This window comes from candidate division WOR-3 bacterium, from assembly GCA_016934535.1.
Classification (GTDB): Bacteria; SDB-A; SDB-A; order SDB-A; family SDB-A; genus JAFGIG01.
Genome location: JAFGSQ010000062.1, coordinates 1 through 17132, shown reverse-complemented (window position 1 = coordinate 17132; position 17132 = coordinate 1). Strand labels below are relative to the sequence as shown.

Genomic DNA, 17132 nt, shown 5'->3' with positions numbered 1-17132 from the left:
ACGGTTTTCAAAGCAACAATTTTGTTATCAAATTCAACAGCAGCAGTTTGTATAACAGCGCAGAAAGCAAAGCCGCGGCTGGAACTGTCAGGAGCCAGGAGATAAGTATCCTTCTTATGATTCCAAAATTAACCGCCCCGAATCCTCTGGCGTATCCGACTCCGACGACCGCTCCGACCACAGTGTGCGTTGACGATACTGGCAATCCAAAAAACGAAGCTATAATGACTGATGTCGCGACTGAAATATCTATTGTAAAACCCCTTGTGTTGTTGAGGGATGTAATCTTTTCTCCTATTGTCCGCATTACTCTGTATCCGAGCAGAGCGACTCCGAGGGCGATTCCTATTCCTCCAAGCGCTAGAATGGATTTATCGACTGTCACGGGGAGTGAACAGGCGATAACTCCTGATTTTGCGACCATCAATATTATAGCTATCGGCCCTATGGCGTTCGCGACGTCATTTGCTCCGTGTGCGAAAGATACATAACAGGATGTGAGTATTTGCATCTTGCGAAATATTTTTTCGACCGAATACTCTTCGTTTTTTTCGAATTTGACGATTCTCAATAAAAGAAAACTTAAAATCGTCGTTGTAATCGCGATGAGTAAAGCCGTGACAAATGCGAACAAAACACCTTTTGAGAGAGTTTTGACGGTGAAAAGCCAAGATATGGTCAGAAATGTGAATCCGATGATGAACGGAGCGGTTTTTTTTGTCCAGTTGAATGGGTCGTCCTTTCTCAAAATGATTATTGAAAGAATCTTGAAGACCGTGTAGGAAAGTATCGCTCCGAGGACGGGGGAAATTATCCAGGAAAATACAATGACGAGAACTTTCATCCAGCTTACCGACTTAACTCCTCCGGCGACGAGGCCGAATCCAATCAGTCCTCCAATAATGGAATGCGTTGTAGATATCGGCATGTCGAATCTGGTCGCGGCTAAAATGAAAATTGCCGAAGCCAATATGGCGGCAAAAGCACCCGCGATAAGGATTTCAGGACTGCTGAAATTTGTCATCGGAACTATCCCCTTGCAGATGGTCTCGGTGACCATTTTACCGAAGAAGAAAGCACCGGAAAACTCTAATACTGCGGCGATAAGTACTGCCTGTTTTATTGTAATAGCTTTTGCTCCGACGGCGGTTGCCATCGAATTTGCTACGTCGTTAGCCCCAATGGCAAAGGCGACTATAAAACCTGAAGCCAAAGCTAAAAAGACTATTACGCTCATCAGCCTTTAATGAATCTCAGAAGAAGTTCGGCGCCGTTTTCAGCGTAGTCGCCCATTTTAGATAGAATTATTAAAACACTTTCTATGAAATATAGATCGACAGGATTAATGTCGTTTTTCATTGAGTATAACTTTTTAGCAATTTCAATCGATTTTTTGTCGACGGATGATTCGAGTCTTTCGACCATGAAAATCTCTTCTTTTTCAATGTCGGATTCTTTTGCCGAAAATGAAAAATAAAGAAGAGATTTTAGAGATCTTATAGCGCTTTCGAGATAGTCAACAGCCTTTATTACTTCATCGAGCAGAACGAAAAATTCAGCGGTCAGGTTCTCGCCAAGTTTGACTCTGTTGAGAGAGAGTTTTTTTGCTATGTCTTTTGTAAGGTCTATTAGATTTTCCTGCATGGACAGGTAATCCAGAAAGTCGCTCTTGTCGAAAGGAATTTTTATTCCAGTGGCGATTATTTCCCTGATTTTAAATTTTACGTCGTCGGCGCGACTTTCATTGGTGCAGATTACGGATGAATACTTATCTATGTTCTCGTCATTGAAGTACAATTCAAACATCGGTTTTAGAATTTTTATGGAATCATCAAGCAGCAGAGCGTGTTCAATCAGTAAATTGAGCGGTTCGTTCTGAGGAAATAATTTCTTGAAAATGGAAGTGTTCATTTTTTTTATATTCCAGAATTAAATCTTTCTGTCAAGCTGCGTTTATTTTAGGTAAAATAATTGAGTTATAAAATCTTGTTTTTTAAAAGGAGAGCTCTTGAAAATTTCAATGATGACAGCGCTTTTTTTTATGTTCATTACATCTTGTTTCGCTTCTCTTACCGATGAAGTCGTACATTCGCTCGAAAATGCTTCAACTCCGTTTGGCGCTTTGGTCGCAGGTTATGGTCTTTCGACGGGCAAAACACCTGGATTCGGGCATTTTTCCGCCAGCGCCGGCGCCAGTATGGTCAGATTTGAAATTGAGAATCCGATTTCGGAAGGTTCGTCCTATAATTTGGGAGTCCCTTCGATTCACGGTGAGATTCAGATCGGAATTTGGAACGGACGGCACATGCCGATGTCGGGCGTGACTTTTTTTAAAACGGCACTTGTCGGAAGATACGGAGTGGTTGTTGTGCCGGGAGCCGTCGGATCAGGAAAAAGCGGATCAATTGTACCTTATTATTCCGCCGGAATAAAGGTTGGTGTAATTCAAGGAGGGCTTCTTTTCCCGGATGCTTCATTGACCGCAGTATATACGAAATCGTCCGAGATAGATCTTTTTTCATTACCGAGGTCAGCCGCGGACACTACTTTCGAAGTCTCGGTTAAACCGGAAGCTGTTTCAGTATTTATAGACGTCTCGAAAAGGCTTTTTTATTTGTGCCCGTATTTTGGAGTCGGGATCAATTTGTCTGACATAAACGGCGAATTCAGCATTTATCCGGCATCCGGCGACCCGCACGTAACGGCTTTTTCGCGGGGTTCCGTAAAAAAATACGTAAAAAGTTTTGTATGGAGAACCGGAACAGAGATTTCATTGTTTCCCCTTTTGAGCGCGGACGCGGAATTCGGAATGACTGGGGAAAAATGGATTTTATCGCTCGGAGCGAGAATTTCTCTTTAAACACAATTTTATGTATAATCCTTGCGCGATTTGTTTTAGTCTTGTTAATATTTCGAAGTCTTCAAACTTTAAAATAAGCCACGGGAGTTTCATTTGAGCGTTCACATCAGAGATCAATGGAAAAGAATAGCCAATTTTAAAAAAAATCTGCCTTCTAACCGGGAACTTTTCGAATCGGCCAAATTTTCCGGAGAAAAGGGGATTTCAGACATCGTCGAAGGTAAGATTTACCTCATAAAAGGATTGACCGGTGCAGAACTGGACGAAATCAAAAGCGCAGTGTTTTACAATTTTCTCACGGAAGACATTTTCGAGGATGCCCTTCCCGTGTGGGAGGGAGAAATTATTGAGATCGCATACCTGCCGGGTGTGATGGATCCCGTCGCTGTAACTCTCGAAAAAATCTTGGGAGACTGTTTCAGAAAAGACACGGAAATTCAGACACGGAAATTATTTTTAATCAAAGGTGATTTCGACCGGACAAACATTATTAAAAGGGTTCTTTCAAATCCTATAATTGAAGAAGAAGTGCCTGTCGGCACTCTGCCTGAAAGAGGAAGTTACTTTCACAACCCAGTTGTAAACCGCTTCAACATAGAAGACAGAACTTCAAAAGAACTGCTCGAAATATCACGAAGCATGACACTAAGTCTCTCATCGGATGAAATGATAGAAATTCAGAAATATTTTTCCGTTCTGAGAAGACTTCCCACGGACGCTGAACTCGAAACAATTGCGCAGACATGGTCTGAGCATTGCGTGCATAAAACACTAAGAGGGCTGTTCCATTTCGAATCCGAGATAATCGACGATTTGTTGAAAAGCACCATCGTCAAGGCAACACGTGAGATAGCGAGAAAAGACTGCGTAAGCGTATTCAAGGACAATGCCGGGATAGTGTCTGTTGACGGTGATACGGCATATTGCGTTAAAGTCGAAACACACAATCATCCTTCAGCGCTCGAACCTTACGGAGGAGCAGGAACAGGTCTTGGAGGAGTTGTAAGAGACATTCTCGGAACTGGCCTCGGAGCAAAACCGGTCGCCGGAATAGACGTTTTCTGCACAGGAAATCCTGACGCCGGTTATTCATCTCTTCCTGAAGGGACGATGCATCCGAGAAGGATATTGAATGGAGTGGTTTCAGGCGTGCGGGATTACGGAAACCGCATCGGGGTACCAACTGTCAGTGGAGCTCTTGTCGTTGACGACGGATTTCTACGCAATCCCTTGGTTTTTGCCGGATGTATCGGAGTCCTGCCTGTTAAAGCCGCTAATAAAAAAGTCTCTCCGGGAGATAGAATAGTACTCGTAGGCGGTAAAACAGGCAGAGACGGATTGCACGGGGCTACTTTTTCCTCAGTGACTCTCGACTCCGAATCAGAAAAAAAATCGCAGGGTTCCGTTCAGATAGGAAATCCGATAGAGGAGAAGAAAATCATAGAAGCTGTGATCAGGATCAGGGAAGAAAACCTCCTGAACGCAGTGACGGATTGCGGAGCGGGAGGGCTTTCCTCGGCGGTCGGAGAGATGGGGGCGGAAACAGGTGCGATAGCCCGTCTCGAAAATGTCCCTCTCAAGTACGAGTACATATCTCCATGGGAGATATGGCTCAGCGAATCTCAGGAGAGAATGGTATTAGCCGTCCCTCTTGAAAATATTGACAGAGTTTTTGAAATTTGCGATGAAGAGCAGACCAACGTAAGCGTCATAGGAGAATTTTCCGAGACATGTAAGCTCGAAGTGTATTATTACGAGGAAAAAATCATCGATCTGGACATGAAATTTCTTCACGAAGGCGTTCCAAGAAGACACATCAAGGCGAGAGAAAAGCAAATTCCTATAGACCGCTCTGTCAGAATGGAGACAGACCCGGAAAAAGCTTTGATCGATCTACTTTCCATGCCTGACATTGCCAGTAAGGACTGGATAATTAGACAATATGATCATCAGGTTCAGGGGAAGACGGTAACCGGACCTTTCTCGGGAGAAAAACAGAAAAGCCACAGCGACGGAGCATCTTTTTTTATTGACTATTCAAAAAAGAATTGCCTGGCCGTAGGTCTGGGTATCAATGTCAACATCGGCAAATACAATTGTTACAAAATGGCTCTTTTTTCAGTGGAGGAAGCTCTGAGAAACCTGGTCTGTTCAGGCGGCGACCCTTCAAGAGCTGTACTGCTCGATAATTTCTCGTGGGGCAGTTCAGACGATCCCGAGGCGATGGGAGATCTTGTGTCTGCTTGTAAAGCGTGTCACGATGCTTCAATGAATTACGGTACGCCTTTCATAAGCGGTAAAGACAGCCTGAACAACACCTTTAAATCCGATGGAAAATCAGTAAGCATTCCTCCGACCCTTCTTATAACTTGCGTTTCCGTAAAAGGCGATCTGTCACCCCTGAATTCTTTTTACTGTCCCGGTGACAGGATATATGTTTTAGGTCCTGAACCGAAAGGGTTGGGAGGCAGCTGTTTCGAAAAAAGAGCACGTGTTCAATGCGGACTCCTGCCTGAAATTGACCTTAAAACTTCGAAAGATGTCATTTGGAAAGTGTTTTCTAACCTCGATTCATTCAGCTCTATACACGATGTCTCCGAAGGCGGCCTGGCTGTTAGCCTCGCGGAAATGGCTATAGGGAGCGGTTTTGGAGCGGCGATCGTCAAACCGTCCGATCAAGATCTGTTGGATTTCATGTTCTCTGAGTCGCCTTCAAGGTTCGTCGTGACCGTTAGCGAAAAAGCAGACGTTGATATTTTCAAGGGTGTTGTCTGTACTGAAATCGGAAAAGTCTTGGAAGAACCAATTCTTGAGATCAGCAGTGATAAAAAAAACATGACTTATGATATATCAAAACTGGAGGAAGCTTATTTCTCGAAAAGACTCTAAGAAAATAGCAATCATACAAGCTCCCGGAACGAATTGCGACAGGGAATCTTATTTTTGTGTGTCCAATGCCGGATTCCAACCGTTTTTCGTCAAGCTGAACGATTGTATATATTCCAAAGACCTTCTCTCTGAGATGAGAGGATTGATATTTCCGGGCGGCTTTACTTATGGAGATTATCTTGGTTCCGGAGTCATTTTCTCATTCATTGTCAGAACGAGACTTGAAAACTCACTTGCAGAATTTGCAGAGAAGAAAGGCAAAATCCTCGGCATTTGTAATGGATTTCAGATACTTGTAAGGCTCTCGCTTCTTCCTTTTCCGGGTGAAACTCAAACCGTGTCATTGGAAGAGAACGAAAGAGGGAGATTTGAATGCCGATGGATCCCGCTTCTCAGAAACGATTCCAAAGTAAGGAGTTTCAAAGATATTCCGGAGAGTTTTTATCTTCCAGTCGCTCACATGGAAGGTAGGGTCACTTTTAGCGACAAAAAGGCGATTGAAAGAGTTGTCGAGGGCGGACAGGCGGTTTTCTTTTACGGTAAAAAGGAACCAACTGTCAATTATCCTGAAAATCCGAACGGATCTCAAATGGGAATAGCCGGTATTACTGACCCGAGCGGTTCCATACTCGGACTCATGCCCCATCCGGAAAGATTTCTCGATCTGCGACAGTACCCTTTCAGAGGAGAAACTTTCAAAGAACCCCTGGGTATTACTTTTATGAAACTGTTTTTCAGGACTATGGAGGAGTGATGTCTGAATATCCATTTGCCGATGTTGAAAAAAAGATACAGGAAAAGTGGAAGACCGAAAAAATCTTCAAAACCAGCGAAAATCCTCAAAATAAGTATTATGTTCTCGAAATGTTCGCCTACCCTTCGGGAGACCTTCATGTCGGGCACCTGAGAAATTACGTAATAGTGGATTTGTTGGCCAGATACTACGCGCAAAGAGGTTACGATGTTTTACATCCCGTAGGATGGGATGCCTTCGGTCTGCCCGCAGAGGAAGCGGCAATAAAGAACAAGATACATCCCCGTAAATGGACTGTCGCAAACATAGAAAAGTCCAGAAACACGCTTAAATCCATAGGCCTTGGATATGACTGGGATACTGAAATAATGACGTGCGATCCCGATTATTACAAGTGGACACAGTGGATTTTTCTGAAACTTCTGGAAAAAGATATGGCATACCAGGATACTTCTCTGGTCAACTGGTGCCCCAAATGTCAGACAGTCCTGGCTAACGAGCAGGTCGAGGGGGGTCAATGCTGGCGCTGTCATTCTGAAGTAACAAAAAGGGAATTAAAGCAGTGGTTCTTCAGGATAACAGATTTTGCGCAGACACTGCTCGACGATCTCGAAACGATCAAAGATGGATGGCCGGAGCCGGTTGTGACGGCTCAGAAAAACTGGATAGGAAGGAGCGAAGGGGCAGAGATAGATTTTTGCGTGTCGGGGACAGATGTCAAGCTGTCTGTTTTCACAACAAGACCGGACACTTTATGGGGAGTCACTTACACTGCCATAGCGCCCGAGCACAAAAATCTGTCAAAAATCGTCTCTGAATCTGATCGTAGAGAAGAAGTGGAAGAATACGTGAAGAAATCAGTCCTCAGAACAGAGATCGAAAGGCTTTCGACGGCGGAGGAAAAAACCGGAGTATATTCGGGAGTAGACCTTATAAATCCTGTTACAGAAGAAAGAATTCCGCTTTACGTATGCGATTACGTACTGGCTTCTTACGGTACCGGTATAGTCATGGGTGTTCCCGCTCACGACACCAGGGATTTCGCTTTTGCAAAAAAACACGAATTGAACATAAAGAAAGTTATAAATCCTTCCGTAAACAATCCGGAAGTTGCCACTGACGATGAAGCTTTCAACAACGGTGAAGTATTCACCGGCGGTGAAACTTGTTTCACCGGCTATGGAATTCTGGAGAACAGCGGTGAATTTTCCGGAATGAAATCTGAAGAAGCCATCCCCCTGATAATTAACAGTCTTGAGAAAAAGAAAACCGGAAGAAAAAAAGTGAACTACAAACTTCACGACTGGCTTGTCAGCAGACAGAGGTATTGGGGAGCACCGATACCTGTTATTCATTGCCCTTCGTGCGGAGTTGTACCCGTCCCGGAGAAAGACCTGCCAGTCATCCTGCCAGACAACATAGAGGATTACACGCCGAAAGGCAAATCTGTTCTCGCGGCAGTCGATTCATACGTAAATGTGCCCTGTCCAAAGTGTGGAATACCGGCAAAAAGAGATCCCGACACTCTCGACACTTTTGTCGATTCTTCCTGGTATCAGCTCCGGTATCCGGATTCGGGCAATGATTCGGAAATAATCAATCCCGTTAAAGCGCAATCATGGCTGCCCATAGATAAATACATAGGAGGAATAGAACACGCCACCGGTCATTTGATCTATTTCAGGTTTATAACAAAATTTCTTCACAGAATAGGATATCTGCCATGCGCGGAACCGGCTCTGAGGCTTTTCAATCATGGTATGGTCTGCGGTGCAGACGGTTCTGTAATGTCCAAATCAAAAGGCAATGGCGTTGAAGCAGGTGAATTTGTAGGAAATTTCGGAGCAGACGTCTGCAGGGTCACGACTTTATTTTTGGCTCCTCCTGGCAGAGATGCTGTCTGGAGCGAGCAGGGAGTTGCCGGGGCGAAAAGATTTCTCGACAGGATATGGAGATTGGGAGAAAAATACACAGTCGAAGTTTACGACGAAAAAACTTCTGAAAACGACGAAAATAAACTGAGAAAGACAATGAACCTGACAATAAAAAAAGTCACTGAGGACATCGAAAACTGGGGTTTTAATACTGCCATTGCCAGCATGATGGAGCTTGTCAACGAACTTGTACCGTTCGAAGATTGCCGATCGAGAATTTTCCGCGAGGCATTCAGGAATCTTCTTCTGCTCCTGGCACCTTTCGCACCTCACATAGCTGAGGAGTTGTGGGAAAAAACAGGCGCCGATAAACTTGTTTTAAAATCAGGCTGGCCGGAGTACGACCTTGAGTCAATCCGATCCGAATCTGAAGAGATAGCAGTTCAGGTCAACGGCAAATTGAGGGCTGTCCTAAGTCTGTCGTCAGACATCACAAAAGAAAACGCTCTCAGGACAGCCGCTGAATCGCCTAACGTGAGACAGTATCTCGAAGGCAAGAAGATGGTTAAAAATATTTTTGTACCGCACAGGATGATAAGTTTTGTCGTCAAGTGACCGTTTTAAGCATATTCAGAGAACAGCGCTGGTTTTCTTTTGTATCCTTCATGCCGTTCTTTCATGTTCGAGAGAAAATATATCGGAAGCCAAGAGCAGAACGGGTGTTAACGGTATCGTACAGGGTATGACAGTGGTTTCAACGGAAAACGGCAAAACTTCGTGGATTCTTGAGGCTGACAGTTTGATTTCGGGCATCCTTGACACGAATGATGTATACGGAATAGAACTCAGTTTTTTTGACGAAAACGGGTTCCGAAGTTCTCTGATTATCGCTGATTCAGGAAAGCAGGTTGTCACAACCCAGGACATGTTCGCGTCGGGCGACCTTCTGATTGACATCTTCGAAAACGGATTCAGAAAATGGCGGATTTCAGCCGACAGTGTCTGGCAGAGGAACAGGCAGAGAAGAATAGACATATTCTGTCTCGATCTTCAGATGTCTGATTCAACCGGAAAAGATATTGCCGTGATTTCAGCGGATTCGGGTTCGTATTTTTTATTCAGCAAAGACCTCAGAGCAAGAGGCAATCTTGTTATTAGGCTTGCATCAGGAGGCTCATTGTCAACCGAAAGTCTTTATTACAACGAAGAACGGAAAACATTTACGACGGACGGCAGAATAGTATATGTTGAAAGAAACAACATACTCGAAGGGGTTGGTTTTGAAAGCGATCAGGAAATGAAAAATATTAGAGTTTTCAACGCAGTGTCGGGTAAAATTAAAACAGATGATATTTAAATTCACACATGCCGCAGCGCTTGTTTTTTTCTTTTGCCTTTCAGGTCAGGCAATTGAAGATCCTGAAAGTATGATGTCTTCTGATGAACCGTTTTCAATTAACGCCGGCATGATGACGACTCAGATACTCGGCAGCGGATACATCGTCCAACTCATGAACGGAGTTGAAATAATTCATGGTTCGGCAGTTATAACAGGAGATTCAGGGTACGCCGATCAGGAAAAAGGTATAGTTAAAGTGCTTGGAAAAGTTACGGTTAGAGACGGGGACGTCACAATAACTTCATCGGCGGTTATATATTACAGGGATTCAAGGAGAGCCGAAGCCATCGGAAGCGCCAAACTCGTGAGCCGGGACCAGGAAATTTCAGCCAACAAGCTTCAATATGACAGAAACAGAAAAATGAGCTCTGCTTCCGGAAATGTCTCCATGTTCGATCCCCAAAATAACACTTATCTTTTCGGAGACACCGGGAATTATTTTCTTGAAACCGACTACGGAATACTTACAGGAGATTGCAAAATGCTGTCTATATCTGAAAACGATACGTTTTCGGTCAGAGGCGATACAATGGAAAATTTTGCTGACAGCGGATTTTACTCTGTAACGGGTAATATTTCAGTTGAGAGGGGAACCGTTAGGGCTGAAAGTCACAGGCTGATTTATTTTCCCGACGAGGAAAAAGTGATAGTCTACGGGAGATTGCCGTGGATTAGTAACGAATACTCAAAAATATGGGGTGATTCGATAGTCATGTGGCTTGACGGAAAAGAGATATCCCGCCTCGAATCCTGGAGAAACGCTGGAGGAACCTTCACCGAGGATGAAAGTGTAAATCAAGTTTACGGGAACACGATAATTCTCGATTTTTTAAGGAATAAACCCCGCATGCTCGAAGTCCTGGGAAACGTCACCGGCTCCCAGAGAACCGGACAAAAGGAAGAAAATGGACCCTAAAAAGCTTTTTACAACAAGTCTTGAAAAAAAATACGGAAACAGAAAAGTTGTCAACAGCGTTTCTCTGGAAGTTTCGACCGGTGAAATTGTAGGTCTTCTCGGACCCAACGGAGCAGGCAAAACGACCACTTTTTACATGATGGTAGGCATAATCAAGCCTTTGTCAGGGGACATATTCCTCGACGAAGAAAAAATAACAAGAACGCCAATGTATCAAAGAGCTCGCAAAGGAATATCATATCTTCCTCAGGAAGCATCTATTTTCAGAGGACTTTCCGTGAGAGACAATATTGTTTCTGTAATGCAGTTGAGAGGCATTGGCAAAAAAGAAACAGAAGACAGGCTTACCGGCATAATGGAGGAACTCGACATAAAACATATTGAAAAGAGCAGAGGGGATTCCCTCTCAGGCGGTGAGAGGAGGAGGGTGGAAATTGCCAGAGCTTTAGTGATTCAGCCGAAATTTCTTCTCCTCGATGAACCTTTTACGGGAATAGATCCTATAGTCAGAGCGGACATCCAAAGAATTATCCTTAAACTGAGAGATAAGGGGATAGGAGTTCTTATAACTGATCACAATGTCAGAGAGACACTGGAGATCACGGACAGAGCATATATTATGTATGAAGGCAGGATACTGCTCTCTGGAGACGCTCAAACTCTGATTAATGACGAGCAGGCGAAAAAAGTCTATCTCGGCGACAACTTCCGAATGTGAAATGCCGGGAAAAAGCCGAAACTTTCCCCCTTCGGGGCTAAATACTTCTCTTTCAGCAAAATTATTGGTCAGACCCGAGTTAAAACTTACTCTGCATCAAAAGCTTTTCATAGAGCTTCTCCCTCTTACAAACCTTGACTTGATACAGGAAGTGACGGCTAAAGCAGAACAAAACCCATTGTGTGAAATCGAAGAAAGCCCTACTGAAAACGATGGAGACGATACAAAAGACGAAGATGAATTAGAAAAAGAAGAAACGGAGGAAAAAACCGAAGCCTCCATAGAAAATTACGAGAAAAACAGCGATATAGATTTGGAGGAAGTTTTCAACGATTGTGTAAAAACACAATGGGACAGAAACCAGGACGAATTTTCACCGTTTTCTTATCTGTCCAGTCCGAGAAGTCTTAAAGATAATCTAAAACTTCAGTATCATGTAAATTGCGACGATGAGTCGCTTTACACTGCCGGTGAACTTATAATAGATTCTATTGGAGAAAACGGTTATTTGACAATCAATCTTGCCGACCTTTCTATAATCGCCGGAGAGTCACTTGAGAAACTGAAAAAGGCGTTGTCCTTCGTAAAAAAGCTTGATCCGCCGGGAATTGGCGCTTCCTGTCTGGAAGAAAGCCTGGCGATACAACTTGAAAGATCAGGGGAAGCAGGCACTCTCGCTTTCAGAATTGTCAGCGAGGGAGGGCTCGATTTTCTGAAAAACAGCGACTATAAATCAATAGCGAGGCTTTTTAAAACGGGGTTGCAAGAAGTCATCGAAGCCTCGAAAAGGATAAAAAAACTCAACCCGAGACCGGCTTCAGGAAGATGGCAAACAAATGTCCAGCACATAACACCGGATTTTATTCTCAAAGAAGAGCGGGGAGAACTTGTTCTGTCGGCGCTTTGGAGCAACGTTGAAATTCCGTTCGTCAGGTTGACTATATCGAGATCCCAGCACGCAGATGTTGTCAGAAAGATGACGGAAGAAATACTGGCGAAAAAGAGAAAAGAAAGCGATCTCGTAGATTTCGAGAGAAAATACAACGAAGCCCTTTTTTTGAGCAGATTGCCTAAATACATCAAAGACAGAGAAAACTCCATAGAAAAAGTTGCCAGAGCGATAGTCAGCCGCCAGTTTGATTTTCTTAAGGGTACAGGTCCTTTAAAACCTCTCTCTGAAAAGGAAATCGCCGAAGAAACCGGACTTCACCCCTCGACTATTTCAAGAATAGTCCAGAATAAATATATAGAGACTGGTGACGGAATTTTTGCATTAAAACATTTTTTTACCGGTCCTGTCAAAACGGATTCTCAGACAAATTCATCATCCGCTGAAGTTCGGGGAATCATCAAGACATTAGTTGAATCTGAAAAACCCTCCTCGCCTTTCACGGATGACAAATTGGCCGAGATATTGAAATCCCGCGGTTTCAAAATCGCAAGAAGGACAGTTGCAAAATACAGAGCCGTATTGAACATACTGCCTTCGAGCATGAGGAAAAAAATCGAATTTTCGGAGAGTTGAAAATGTTTTGCCTTGTATGTATAATTAGCGCGTGAAAAAAATTATTGTCTCCGGCACCGTGCAGGGAGTGGGTTTCCGCTACTTTGTATCCAGGTATTGCAGGCGCATGAATTACTGCGGCTGGGTCAGAAATCTGTCCGACGGTTCTGTTGAGATAACAGTTGATTTAAAAGGCACAGATACGGGAGAATTTATAGAGATCGTCAAAAGAAATTCTCCGGGAGAAGTTGAAGAAGTGTTGGTCACCGATACTCCCGACGAAAACTGCCGCTCATTTGAGATCCGTTTCTGAACTGCATCTGATAAAATACGCAATGATTGAACTCCTCGCCTTTTAACCCTGCAAATACACCGGTATAAGCAATTTCATTGACATAAATTTCTTTTTAATATAACTTTATGTCTATGGATACATTTAAATGGTTTATAGCGATTGACATAACTCTTATCTCGCTAGCGCTGACAATAGTTATTTTAAGGCTCTTTTTCCTCATAAGGAAAACTGAAAATATACTGGAGGAAGCCAGAAAGACTGTTTACATAGCGAACATAGAACTTCCTAAAATAATAAGAGAGATTGAAGGAACGATAGACGAACTGAAAAGCTTGTCCAATGAAGCCAAAGTTATCGTTCACGGCATAAGCGACACAGTTTCAAGATCTTTGGTCAAGGGGCATCAGCAATCAATTGCCGGATACACTGCTTTTAACCTGCTTCCTCAAGTCGGGAAAATCAGGAATGTCATAGGAGCAGCCGTAGTGGCTTACAAAACGGTGAGCGCAATCAAGAAGTTTTATGGATTTTTAAAAAACAGACGTAAAAGAAGGAGGTAATAATGTCAAGGGATTCAAATTGCTTCGGAGAGATTATGATCGGTTTTCTGGCCGGAGCTTTCGTGGGAGCCGGTGTCGCATTGTTGTTCGCACCATACAGCGGATCGGAGACAAGAGGAAGGATAAAAGGAATGGCGACTGATCTGTCTACTAAAGGAGTGGATTTATACGGCGATGCCAAGGATAAATTTGAGAATTTTAAAGAGGATGTTGCGAAAATAGTGGATGAAAAAATAGCCAAGCTTCATGTAAAACATCAGAAATCAGCTGAATAAGGGAATTCAATCATGCCAGTAAAAGTTGCTGTCAATGGTTTTGGAAGGATAGGCAGGCTGGTCCTGAGAAAAGGGATTTTTCAGGACGGAATTGATTTTGTCGCCATAAACGACATAACGGACCCGAAAACATTGGCTCATCTTCTTAAATACGACAGCGTTCACAAAATTTTTCAGGGAAAAATTGAAGCTTTTGACAACGAAATAAAAGTTAACGGAAAATCCGTGAAAGTTCTGTCTGAAAAAGATCCTTCGAAACTGCCTTGGAAAGATCTCGGTATAGATATTGTGATAGAATCGACCGGAATCTTCACTTCGAGAGACAAAGCGGCCATGCATCTGGATGCCGGTGCGAAGAAAGTTATAATTTCAGCTCCTGCCAAGGGAGAGGTTGACGCGACAATTGTTATGGGAGTCAATCATCTGGGTTACGACAATTCAAAACATCACGTGATATCAAACGCCTCGTGTACGACAAATTGCCTCGCTCCGGTCGCAAAAGTCCTTCACGATAATTTCGGTATAGAGAGCGGATTGATGACAACTATCCATTCCTATACCAACGATCAGAAAATACTCGATCTTCCTCATAAAGATCTGAGAAGGGCGAGAAGCGCTGCATTGTCAATGATCCCGACATCAACCGGAGCCGCAAAGGCGTTAGGACTTGTAATACCGGATCTCGAAGGAAAATTAAACGGAATAGCTATCCGTGTGCCTACTCCGGACGCTTCTCTCGTCGATCTTGTCGTGCGCCTGAAAAAAACTGTGAAAAAGGAAGATGTAAACGATGCTCTGATAAAAGCCGCGGAAGGCGCCATGAAACCTTATCTCCAGGTGTCCGATGAACCCCTGGTTTCTTGCGATTACATAGGGAACGAAGCATCGAGCACAGTGGATCTGCTTTCTACAATGGTTTTGGGGGATTTGGTAAAAGTTCTGTCCTGGTACGACAACGAATTGGGTTACTCGAACACAGTCATCCATCTGATAAAAATGATATCCGGTAAAATGTAACGCAAATGAAACTTGAATTTCTCACTTTGGATGACGTCGATTTTTCCGGAAAAAAGGTTTTGTTGAGAGGGGACTTCAACGTCCCCTTAGACAAAAAAACAGGCGCAATAAGCGACGACACTAGAATCATCGAATCTCTCGAAACTGTGAAAAAACTTCTCGGATCGCGATGCGCTGTCATCGCTTGCAGTCATCTGGGCAGGCCTAAGGGAAAAACTGTCGCGGAGTTCTCCTTGAAGCCTGTAGCCGCGAGATTTTCGGAATTGCTGGGAGAACAAGTCGGTTTTGTCTCAGAATGCGTTGGAAAGATAGTTATTGAAGAGGTGGAGAAACTCTCTCCCGGAAAAATGATAGTGCTTGAAAATCTGAGATTTCACGAAGAAGAGGAGAAAAACGACCCGGGATTTTCAGAGAAACTTGCCGATTTGGCAGATGTTTACGTTAACGACGCTTTTGGAACTGCCCACCGGGCGCATTCCTCTACACAGGGAACGGCCGTTTTGTTCAGGGAAAAAAGCTACGCCGTAGCAGGTTGCCTGATGAAACGCGAGGTCGAATATCTCACCAGAGCCATGAAATACTTTGAAAGACCTGTCGTGGCAATTATCGGTGGGGCGAAAATTACGGGTAAAATAGAACTGATTGAGAATTTTGCCAATTTCGCCGACACTATTCTAATAGGCGGCGGAATGGTCTACACTTTTTTGAAATCAAAAGGCCGCGGGATAGGTAAATCCATATTGGATGAAAACGCAATTGAAACCGCAAAAGAAATAGTGAAAAAAATAGGAAAAGAGGCTCAGGTAAATTTTGTATTGCCTGTGGACAGCGTTATAGTTGATGAGATAAAAGAAGGTGTTTCTACCGAGATATGCGACAACAACGAAATACCTGATAATAAAATAGGAGTGGACATAGGTCCTTTAACCGGAAAAATATTCTCCCGAGCCATAGAAAGCGCGAAAACAATTATTTGGAACGGGCCAATGGGCATATTTGAAATCGGTGAATTTTCAGCCGGAACCAATGAAATTGCCGTAGCCGTAGCTAAAGCCACACAAAACGGAGCCCTTTCGGTAATCGGAGGCGGAGACACAGCATCGGCAGTTAAAAGTTTCGGTATGGAAAGCAAGTATTCACATATTTCCACAGGAGGAGGAGCTTCTCTGGAATTTATGGCGGGACTTCCTATGCCAGCGCTCGAAGCGCTGACGAGAAGAAAACAGTGAAAAAATTCATCTGCGGAAACTGGAAAATGAACGGGAGTTCTGAGGAAACCGCATTGTGGGTTAAATCCGCGATGGATGCTGCCGTTGAATTTAAATCTGTAGACGTGGGCATTTCCCCTCCTTTCGTATATCTTGAAACTGCAGTTAAAATTGCCGGGGATTCAGGCGTCCTGGTTGGAGCTCAAAATTGCTACTGGAAAGAAAGCGGAGCTTTCACGGGAGAGGTTTCACCACGGTTTTTGAAAGATATCGGTTGTGATTTTGTTATACTCGGACACTCCGAGAGAAGGACTATTTTCGGAGAGAAAAGCCCGGAAATATCGAAAAAAATCGCCGCAGCCGCTGAAGAAGGTCTGAAAGTTATTCTCTGTGTCGGCGAAACAGAAAGTGAGAGAGATAAGGGCGAAACGACTGCAACAGTCGAAAAACAGCTCGACGAATCTCTCGCTTCTGTTGCTACGGACGCATTAAAAAATATAGATATAGCGTATGAACCGGTGTGGGCGATAGGAACAGGGAAAGTTGCCACCGGAGAAATCGCACAGGAAGTGCACTTTTTCATTAGAAATTATTTGAGAGGCAGATTCAATGGAGCCTCTTTCAGAATACTTTACGGAGGGAGCGTCAAACCGTCAAATTGGGGTGAACTCAACGAAAAACCGGATATTGACGGCGCACTTGTCGGTGGTGTAAGCTTAATACCTACAGATTTCAGAAAACTTATCCAATTGAGTAAAAAAGGAGAATAATTTTTATGGGTGTAATTATATCACTGCACATAATAGTTTCTATTGTGCTTATAATAATAATATTGATACAGCAATCTCAGGGAGAAGGACTTT

At 43.6% G+C, this 17132-nt stretch carries 16 protein-coding genes; 14 read left to right on the top strand and 2 right to left on the bottom strand.

Annotated elements, in window-relative coordinates:
* Positions 1-7 precede the first annotated feature (7 nt).
* Positions 8-1237, bottom strand: coding sequence for an inorganic phosphate transporter (locus JXL83_09090; GenBank protein ID MBN2364273.1), 1230 nt, complete (start codon positions 1235-1237; stop codon positions 8-10).
* Entirely contained in the window at positions 1237-1911 is a 675-nt protein-coding gene (locus JXL83_09085) for a DUF47 family protein (GenBank protein MBN2364272.1), read from the bottom strand. The genes JXL83_09090 and JXL83_09085 overlap by 1 nt, the downstream gene beginning before the upstream one ends.
* 97 nt (positions 1912-2008) lie before the next feature.
* Between JXL83_09085 and JXL83_09080 the strand changes: the two genes are divergently transcribed.
* The 14 genes from JXL83_09080 (at position 2009) to JXL83_09015 (ending at position 17039) form a co-directional block, all read left to right on the top strand.
* Positions 2009-2860, top strand: coding sequence for a hypothetical protein (locus tag JXL83_09080; GenBank protein ID MBN2364271.1), 852 nt, complete (start codon positions 2009-2011; stop codon positions 2858-2860).
* A gap of 93 nt (positions 2861-2953) precedes the next feature.
* Entirely contained in the window at positions 2954-5749 is a 2796-nt protein-coding gene (gene purL / locus JXL83_09075) for a phosphoribosylformylglycinamidine synthase subunit PurL (protein ID MBN2364270.1), read from the top strand.
* Positions 5703-6503, top strand: a complete 801-nt coding sequence (locus tag JXL83_09070; GenBank protein ID MBN2364269.1) for a phosphoribosylformylglycinamidine synthase subunit PurQ — start codon at positions 5703-5705, stop codon at positions 6501-6503. The genes purL and JXL83_09070 overlap by 47 nt, the downstream gene beginning before the upstream one ends.
* Positions 6503-8992 (top strand): leucine--tRNA ligase, encoded by a 2490-nt coding sequence (locus tag JXL83_09065; GenBank protein MBN2364268.1) that lies wholly within the window; start codon positions 6503-6505, stop codon positions 8990-8992. Before JXL83_09070 ends, JXL83_09065 begins: the two co-directional genes overlap by 1 nt.
* Positions 8979-9734: an LPS export ABC transporter periplasmic protein LptC gene (gene lptC / locus JXL83_09060; protein MBN2364267.1), complete on the top strand. Its 756-nt coding sequence runs from the start codon at positions 8979-8981 to the stop codon at positions 9732-9734. The genes JXL83_09065 and lptC overlap by 14 nt, the downstream gene beginning before the upstream one ends.
* Entirely contained in the window at positions 9724-10692 is a 969-nt protein-coding gene (locus JXL83_09055) for a hypothetical protein (protein MBN2364266.1), read from the top strand. The genes lptC and JXL83_09055 overlap by 11 nt, the downstream gene beginning before the upstream one ends.
* Positions 10682-11410, top strand: a complete 729-nt coding sequence (gene lptB, locus JXL83_09050) for an LPS export ABC transporter ATP-binding protein (GenBank protein MBN2364265.1) — start codon at positions 10682-10684, stop codon at positions 11408-11410. The genes JXL83_09055 and lptB overlap by 11 nt, the downstream gene beginning before the upstream one ends.
* Entirely contained in the window at positions 11361-12935 is a 1575-nt protein-coding gene (rpoN, locus tag JXL83_09045) for an RNA polymerase factor sigma-54 (GenBank protein MBN2364264.1), read from the top strand. The genes lptB and rpoN overlap by 50 nt, the downstream gene beginning before the upstream one ends.
* A 31-nt stretch (positions 12936-12966) precedes the next feature.
* Positions 12967-13227 (top strand): acylphosphatase, encoded by a 261-nt coding sequence (locus JXL83_09040; GenBank protein ID MBN2364263.1) that lies wholly within the window; start codon positions 12967-12969, stop codon positions 13225-13227.
* A gap of 113 nt (positions 13228-13340) precedes the next feature.
* Positions 13341-13769 carry a hypothetical protein gene (locus JXL83_09035; GenBank protein ID MBN2364262.1) on the top strand — a complete coding sequence of 143 codons (429 nt, stop codon included), beginning with the start codon at positions 13341-13343 and terminating at the stop codon, positions 13767-13769.
* 2 nt (positions 13770-13771) lie between these two features.
* Entirely contained in the window at positions 13772-14044 is a 273-nt protein-coding gene (locus tag JXL83_09030) for a YtxH domain-containing protein (GenBank protein ID MBN2364261.1), read from the top strand.
* A 12-nt stretch (positions 14045-14056) separates the two neighbouring features.
* The gene (gap, locus tag JXL83_09025; GenBank protein MBN2364260.1) at positions 14057-15061 is read left to right on the top strand and encodes a type I glyceraldehyde-3-phosphate dehydrogenase; all 1005 of its coding nucleotides are present in this window, start codon (positions 14057-14059) and stop codon (positions 15059-15061) included.
* 5 nt (positions 15062-15066) lie between these two features.
* On the top strand, positions 15067-16290 hold the full coding sequence (locus JXL83_09020) for a phosphoglycerate kinase (protein ID MBN2364259.1): 1224 nt from the start codon (positions 15067-15069) through the stop codon (positions 16288-16290).
* Positions 16287-17039, top strand: coding sequence for a triose-phosphate isomerase (locus tag JXL83_09015; protein ID MBN2364258.1), 753 nt, complete (start codon positions 16287-16289; stop codon positions 17037-17039). Before JXL83_09020 ends, JXL83_09015 begins: the two co-directional genes overlap by 4 nt.
* Positions 17040-17132 lie beyond the last annotated feature (93 nt).